Origin of the sequence: uncultured Gordonia sp., assembly GCF_937858515.1 — a bacterium.
GTDB lineage: Bacteria > Actinomycetota > Actinomycetes > Mycobacteriales > Mycobacteriaceae > Gordonia.
Genome location: NZ_CALLZT010000213.1, coordinates 1 through 6267, shown reverse-complemented (window position 1 = coordinate 6267; position 6267 = coordinate 1). Strand labels below are relative to the sequence as shown.

Sequence of the window (6267 nt, the reverse complement as noted above, 5' to 3'; positions counted from 1 at the left end):
AACCACACACCTTCACCCCAAACACCTCAAGAAGCACAGTCGCGACCACACACCTCCACCCCAAACACCTCAAGAAGCACAGTCGCGACCACACACCTTGATCCCTGAGGCCGAAGCGACGAAGTCGCGAGGGTCACGAAGGGTCCGGTGACCTTTCGACACCTGGCGCCCCCACCTCAGACCCCGCTACTCGATAACCGTGGCACCCAGTTCGGTCTTCAGGAGATCCAGCGCCACGGCTCCTTGATCGTGGTGGCGGTCCGGGGTCCCGGAGTGCGCGTCGGCCACCATCTCGGCCTGTTCTTCCTCGGGAATGTCCTCGTCGGCGCGAGGCGGCTCGGGTTCCGGTTCCGGCTCGGGTGGCGGAGGTTGCTTCTCGACGACCGGCTCGGGCGCCGGCGACGTTGCGGCAGTCTGATTCTGGACGCTCGGCCGCGCATAGGTCTGAGCGCGTTTGGGCTGCGCCTTGGCCACCGGCCGCGGACCACCCGATACGGGCGCACCGGCCGCCGGAGCGGAGCCAGGCGCCAGGTGTACGGCCCGGACATCGAGTTCGGTGCCGAACACCTCGCTCAGCGCCTCCCGCATCACGGCGACGGCATGCGGTGCGCCGAGCCGCTGGACGAGCACCTCGTACGGGTGCGCGAGCACCACCGTCCGGTCCTGCAGATCGTGCACGACGGCCGCCGACAGCATCGGTTCGAGGGTCTTCGCCCGTTCCCGTACCGCGTTACGGAAGTCCTGATACCGGGTCCGAACGGTATCGAGGTCGAGACCACCGGTCTGCGGCTCGGGCTCCGGTTCGGGCGCCGGCCGCACAGGCCGGACTCGCGGGGCCGAATCCTCCGGCGGCAGAGCGTATTCGTCGACGGGTTCATCGGGCAGCGGTATATCATCGCCGGGAACCTTTGTCGCCGTACCGGACTCGTCGTCGGCAACACTCCGCGGCGGCACTGTACGCTCCGGCCGGATCGTCGTTGCCGGGGAGGATTCGGTGACGACCCGTTCCGGGACAGGGGATTTCGAGACAGGGGATTTCGGGCCGGGAGATTGCGGGCTGGAGGATTCGGGCACGATCGGTTCAGGGACAACCGGATCCGGCTCCCACGGTGGCGTCTGGTCGATGGTTGCCGGCACCACCTGTGCGGGCGGGGCCTGCGCCGGTATCTCCTGTTTCAGTGGCGCCGGATCCTGCGTCACGTGATCGGCTTCGACCTCTTCGGCTTTCCGACGATCCGCCTCCGCGGCAGCCTTGCGTTCCTCCATCGCCTTGCGTTCGGACGGCCGCATGAAACGCGACTCGGCGACCGGCTGCTGGGACACCGATTCAGCCGGGGCCGCAGCAGTATTCGTGGGTGTTGCGGTGCGTGCGGCACCACCCCCGGTGACCACACCGGCTTCGAGTTGTTCGATCCGCTGCAGCAGCGCCGACCCGTCCGCCGATGTCGCGGGCAGGAGCAACCGCGCGCACAGCACCTCCAGCAGCAACCGCGGGGACGTGGTTCCACGCATCTCACCGAGCGCGGCGTGGGTGGTCTCCGCGAACCGGGTCAGGGTGGCGGGCCCCAGCACCTCGATCTGCTCCCGCATCCGGGTCAGCTGCTCCCCCGGTGCCTCCACCAGACCACGATCGACCGCTTCCGGAACCGCTTGCAGCAGAATGAGATCCCGCAAACGTTCGAGCAGATCGATCGCGAACCGGCGCGGATCGTGCCCGGCGTCGACGAGCCGTTCGACCGTCGCGAACACAGACGCCCCGTCACCGGCGGCCAGGCCGTCGACGACGTTGTCGATGAGCGCGACGTCGGTGACACCGAGCAGCGCGAGCGCGCGATCGTAGGTCACGCCGTCCTCGCCCGCCCCGGCTAGCAGTTGGTCGAGGATCGACAGCGAGTCACGCGGCGATCCCCCGCCCGCACGGATCACCAGCGGATACACGTCGGGTGCGACGGTGACGTGTTCCTTGGCGCAGATGTTCTCCAGCAACCCACGCATCACCGGCGGCGCTAGTAGCCGGAACGGATAGTGGTGGGTGCGCGAACGGATCGTCGGCAGCACCTTCTCCGGTTCGGTGGTGGCGAATACGAAGATCAGGTGTTCCGGCGGCTCCTCGACGATCTTGAGCAGCGCGTTGAAACCGGCGTTGGTGACCATGTGCGCCTCATCGACGATGAACACCCGATACCGCGATTCCGACGGCGCGTAGAAGGCGCGGTCGCGTAGTTCGCGGGTGTCGTCCACACCGCCGTGGCTGGCGGCGTCGAGTTCGATCACGTCGAGATTGCCGGGGCCACCGGGCCGCAACGCCACACACGACGAACAGGTGCCGCACGGCGTCGACGTGGGTCCCTGCGCGCAATTGAGCGAGCGGGCGAGGATGCGCGCCGACGACGTCTTGCCGCAGCCACGCGGCCCCGAGAACAGGTAGGCGTGGTTGATCCGGCCGCTGTCGAGGGCACGGCTGAGCGGGTCGGTGACATGCTCCTGACCGACGACTTCGGCGAACGTTGCCGGGCGATAGGTGCGATACAGGGCCACGCGTCGAGACTACCGGCGGCCACCGACGGTCGGCCCATCAGGCAAACTCGGAGGGTACGCGAGTTTCATCGGGGCTGCCACACCCGCAGCCCGATGTGGGGGGCGGCATGGACGAAGTCGCGATCCGCGGTGAGCAGAGTGTGTTTGTTCACGATCGCCAACTGAGCGAGTAGTGCATCGATTGTTCCCAACTGCACCCCCGCTATGCGGCACGTATTGCGCACCGAAGCCGCACCGACGTGGTCCTCGATCGAGGGGACGAGCACGGGAACGGACGCGAAGCGAGCAAGAATCTGCTCCTGCGCGTGCCGCGGAACGAACCCTTGGAGCAACTCCTGAAGGACAAACCCGGTGGTGATCACCACGTCCCCGCCCACCAGAAGCCGACGAAGCTCATCAAGTTCAGGCGTAGCCGGCGGGAAATCCCGGCGAAACGCCAGCGACCACACACTTGTGTCGACAAGAACGCTCATCAGCGCGCGCGCTCAGCCTTGTAGTCGAAACCCTCGTCCCAGTCCAGCGTGCCGAACAGGTCAAGGATCGCCGCCTGTTCGCGACGCGCGATGAACTCCTGAAGCGCGAGGGTGACCGTTGCCTTCTTGGTTCGCTCTCCGCTCACCCGAAGAGCGTGTTCGAGAAGTTCAGGATCAATTGCGAGGTTGGTAGCCATGTGCGCCTCCTTACACACTAAGCTACACAGCACGCGCTTAGGCTGCCAGAGTTCCCACACCTGGTTGGGATCGTCGAGTGCGGCCCGGATCTGGGAGAGATCGCCGAGATCGGCCAGGGGCGACGTCTGCAGGCACCCGCGACTGCCCAGGGGCCACCCAGTCAGACACGTCAAATCGCTGTCTCCGCAACTCGCACCGGCCGGTACGCGACGATGGTGGCCACCGCGGACACGGCGAAGAGCCAGCCGTACGGGAAGATCGTGAACCATCGCAGCGAGTCGACACCCGTCTTGAAGAACAGCCCGATCATGTAGCCGTCGGGGACCGATCGGAGCACGAACCAGATGGCGTGGTCGTAGTGGGTGCGCCAGGAGAACGCAGCCAGCAGCATAGCCACCAGTCCCGCACCCACCAGCAACCGGCGCGGCACCGAAAGACCGACCCGCAGCAGCAGGTCGACACCGATCACCGTCAGCGGCACGAACCACACCCAGTGATGCCCCCACGACATCGGCGACACCGCGCAGCCGGTCATCCCCACCATCGTCAGCGCCAGCAGTTCGTTGCCGCGATGATGCGCCAGGTACGCCGCGTACATACCGATACCGAGCGCCACCAGCGCCGTCACCAGCCAGATTGTGGTGCTCGGGGTGTCGGTGTCGGCGAGATTGGCCAGCCAGCCGCGCAACGACTGATTGCCCACCGACTGTGGCGACCCCACCCGGTTGGAATCGGAGATGCGGGCGGTCCAGAACTTGAGTGCGGCCTTCGGCATGATCAGGAAACCGATCGCGACGGTCGCGGCGAACCCGGCGACCAGCCCCGCGACGGCCCGCCACCTGCCGACGATCACCAGGTACAGCCCGAAGATCAGCGGGGTCATCTTGATGCCTGCCGCCAGTCCTGTACCGAGGCCGCGCACACGCGAATCGTCGTCGCGGGTCAGATCGGCGAGGACCAGCAGCATCAGGAACACATTGATCTGCCCGTACCAGATGGTGGTGCGGACCGGTTCGAGCAGCATCACGATGGCCACCAGCGACAGCGCGATCACCCGCAACTGCCACGTCGGACGCCGGCCCAGCACCCGGAAACTCAGCATGATCACCAGGTACAGCGCGACGAGAATGCCTGCGCTCCACACGATCCGCGCCGCACCGAACGACATCAGCGCGAACGGGATGAAGAACGGGATGGAGATGGGGGCGTACGTGTAGTCCATCTGCCCGAGCAGTTTGACGTCGTACAGCTTGCCGCCGTCGAGGACGGTCTGTGCACCGGCACGATACACGTCGAGGTCGAGCTGGTTGTCGAACAAACCCCAGAAGGGCATCGAGTACGGGACGATCACGTCCTGCAACCACAGTGCGATGATCGCGAGCACCACGAAAGCCGCAGCGGCAGACGTCGGACGGACGGATCTCACAGACGGATATTGTTCACGACACGCGACGCTGGTCAGTCACTTTGTGCGGTGAGCAACGTCTCAGTCGCGGCGAGCAGCACACAGGTGGCGACGCCCTCCATCGCGGTCCGCAGATCGTCGATGCCCGGATAGGTGGGGGCGAGCCGAATGTTGTGGTCGCGCGGATCCTGCTTGTACGGGTACGTCGACCCGGCCGCGGTAAGAGCGATGCCGGCGTTCTTGGCCAGTTCGATGGTGCGTTTGGCGGCACCGTCGAGGACGTCGAGGTTGATGAAGTAGCCGCCCTCGGGATGCGACCAGTCGGCAACCTTCGCGTCGCCGAGCCGGTCGTCGAGGATGTCGAGAACCAGCTTGAACTTGGGCGCGAGCAGCTCACGGTGCTTGGCCATGTGGGCGCGCACGCCGTCGGCGTCGCCGAAGAACCGGACGTGCCGCAGCTGGTTGATCTTGTCGGGGCCGATCGTGGAGACGCCGAGATGTTTGGTGAACCAGGCCACGTTGGCGGCGGACGAACCGAAGAACGCCACACCGGCGCCGGCGAAGGTGATCTTGGAGGTGGACCCGAGCACGTACACACGGTTGGGGTGACCGGCTTCGGCCGCCCATTGCAGCACCGGATGCGGTGCGGGCGGCGCCTCGACGAGAGTGTGCACGGCGTACGCGTTGTCCCAGTAGATGCGGAAGTCGTCGGCGGCGGGCACCGCGAGCAGCGCCTTGGTGACCTCCTCGGAGAAAGTCACACCCGTCGGATTGGAGTAGGTGGGCACCACCCACAGACCCTTGATCGACGGATCGTTCGCGGTGAGTTCGGCGATCGCGGCGACGTCGGGGCCGTCCGGGTTCATCGGGACGGTGATCATCTCGATACCGAACGATTCGGTGATCGCGAAGTGCCTGTCGTAGCCCGGTGCCGGGCACAGGAACTTGACTGTCTCCTCTTTGATCCACGGCCGCGATGAGTCGGGGGTTCCGTGCAGCAGCGCGGCGACGGTCACGTCGTGCATCAGTTGCAGGCTCGAATTGCCGAACGCGATGAGGTCGCCGGCGTCGACGCCGAGCAGCTCCCCGAAGATCTCGCGCAGCTCTTTCAAACCGGCGATGCCGCCGTAATTGCGGGTGTCGGTGCCGGCCGCATCGAGGTAGTCGCCGTCGCCGGGCAGGCTGAGCAGGCCATTGGACAGATCGAGCTGGTCGGGAGCCGGCTTGCCGCGGGTGATGTCGAGGGACAGGCCCAGCGCGCACAACTCGTCGTAGAGCTTTCGCAGTTCGGCTTGGGTGTCGCGGAGAGTGTCGGCACTCATCGAGTGGTAGTTCAACGCGGGACCTCTCACCGTGACCGGGAACCATCGCCAGAAGATAGGGGACCCCGCGCACCCGGCAGAGCCCGTTGACCCTTGCTGCCTTCCGGCCCTGGGGGAGTTCACAGGATGCGCGCCGCGCGGGATCCGTCGACCAGCATAGCCCACCCGCAACCGGCGTCACACGGGGCCCGCGGTGCCGCACGGTTTGGGCGCTCGCTCCTCATACCGCTATCATCGCCATGTTGGAGGATTCGCCTAGTGGCCTATGGCGCTCGCCTGGAACGCGGGTTGGGTTAACAGCCCTCAGGGGTTCAAATCCCCTATCCTCCGC

5 protein-coding genes, 1 tRNA gene and 1 other RNA gene are annotated in these 6267 nt (G+C 66.1%); 1 reads left to right on the top strand and 6 read right to left on the bottom strand.

What is annotated here, in order from left to right:
* Window positions 1–186: 186 nt before the first annotated feature.
* From Q0627_RS21290 to ffs, 6 genes are all read right to left on the bottom strand, one after another.
* The gene (locus Q0627_RS21290; protein ID WP_291020299.1) at window positions 187–2538 is read right to left on the bottom strand and encodes a DNA polymerase III subunit gamma and tau; all 2352 of its coding nucleotides are present in this window, start codon (window positions 2536–2538) and stop codon (window positions 187–189) included.
* 65 nt (window positions 2539–2603) lie between these two features.
* Window positions 2604–3011 carry a PIN domain-containing protein gene (locus tag Q0627_RS21285; protein ID WP_291020301.1) on the bottom strand — a complete coding sequence of 136 codons (408 nt, stop codon included), beginning with the start codon at window positions 3009–3011 and terminating at the stop codon, window positions 2604–2606.
* Window positions 3011–3208: a type II toxin-antitoxin system VapB family antitoxin gene (locus Q0627_RS21280; RefSeq protein WP_291020303.1), complete on the bottom strand. Its 198-nt coding sequence runs from the start codon at window positions 3206–3208 to the stop codon at window positions 3011–3013. The genes Q0627_RS21285 and Q0627_RS21280 overlap by 1 nt, the downstream gene beginning before the upstream one ends.
* Window positions 3209–3378: 170 nt before the next feature.
* A complete protein-coding gene (locus Q0627_RS21275; RefSeq protein WP_324383698.1) occupies window positions 3379–4542 on the bottom strand; it encodes a glycosyltransferase 87 family protein in 1164 nt (387 codons plus the stop codon).
* A 125-nt stretch (window positions 4543–4667) separates the two neighbouring features.
* Window positions 4668–5951, bottom strand: a complete 1284-nt coding sequence (locus Q0627_RS21270; protein WP_291020307.1) for an aminotransferase class I/II-fold pyridoxal phosphate-dependent enzyme — start codon at window positions 5949–5951, stop codon at window positions 4668–4670.
* Between the two features lie 39 nt (window positions 5952–5990).
* Window positions 5991–6085: signal recognition particle sRNA small type (gene ffs, locus Q0627_RS21265), an RNA gene on the bottom strand.
* Between the two features lie 95 nt (window positions 6086–6180).
* Between ffs and Q0627_RS21260 the strand changes: the two genes are divergently transcribed.
* A tRNA-Ser gene (locus tag Q0627_RS21260) sits at window positions 6181–6266 on the top strand.
* Window position 6267 lies beyond the last annotated feature (1 nt).

Excerpts from the sequence above, each read along its gene's own strand:
- Q0627_RS21280 (WP_291020303.1), bottom strand. The coding sequence starts at position 3,208 with ATGGCTACCAACCTCGCAATTGATCCTGAACTTCTCGAACACGCTCTT.
- Q0627_RS21275 (WP_324383698.1), bottom strand. The coding sequence starts at position 4,542 with ATGCCCTTCTGGGGTTTGTTCGACAACCAGCTCGACCTCGACGTGTAT.
- Q0627_RS21285 (WP_291020301.1), bottom strand. The coding sequence starts at position 3,011 with ATGAGCGTTCTTGTCGACACAAGTGTGTGGTCGCTGGCGTTTCGCCGG.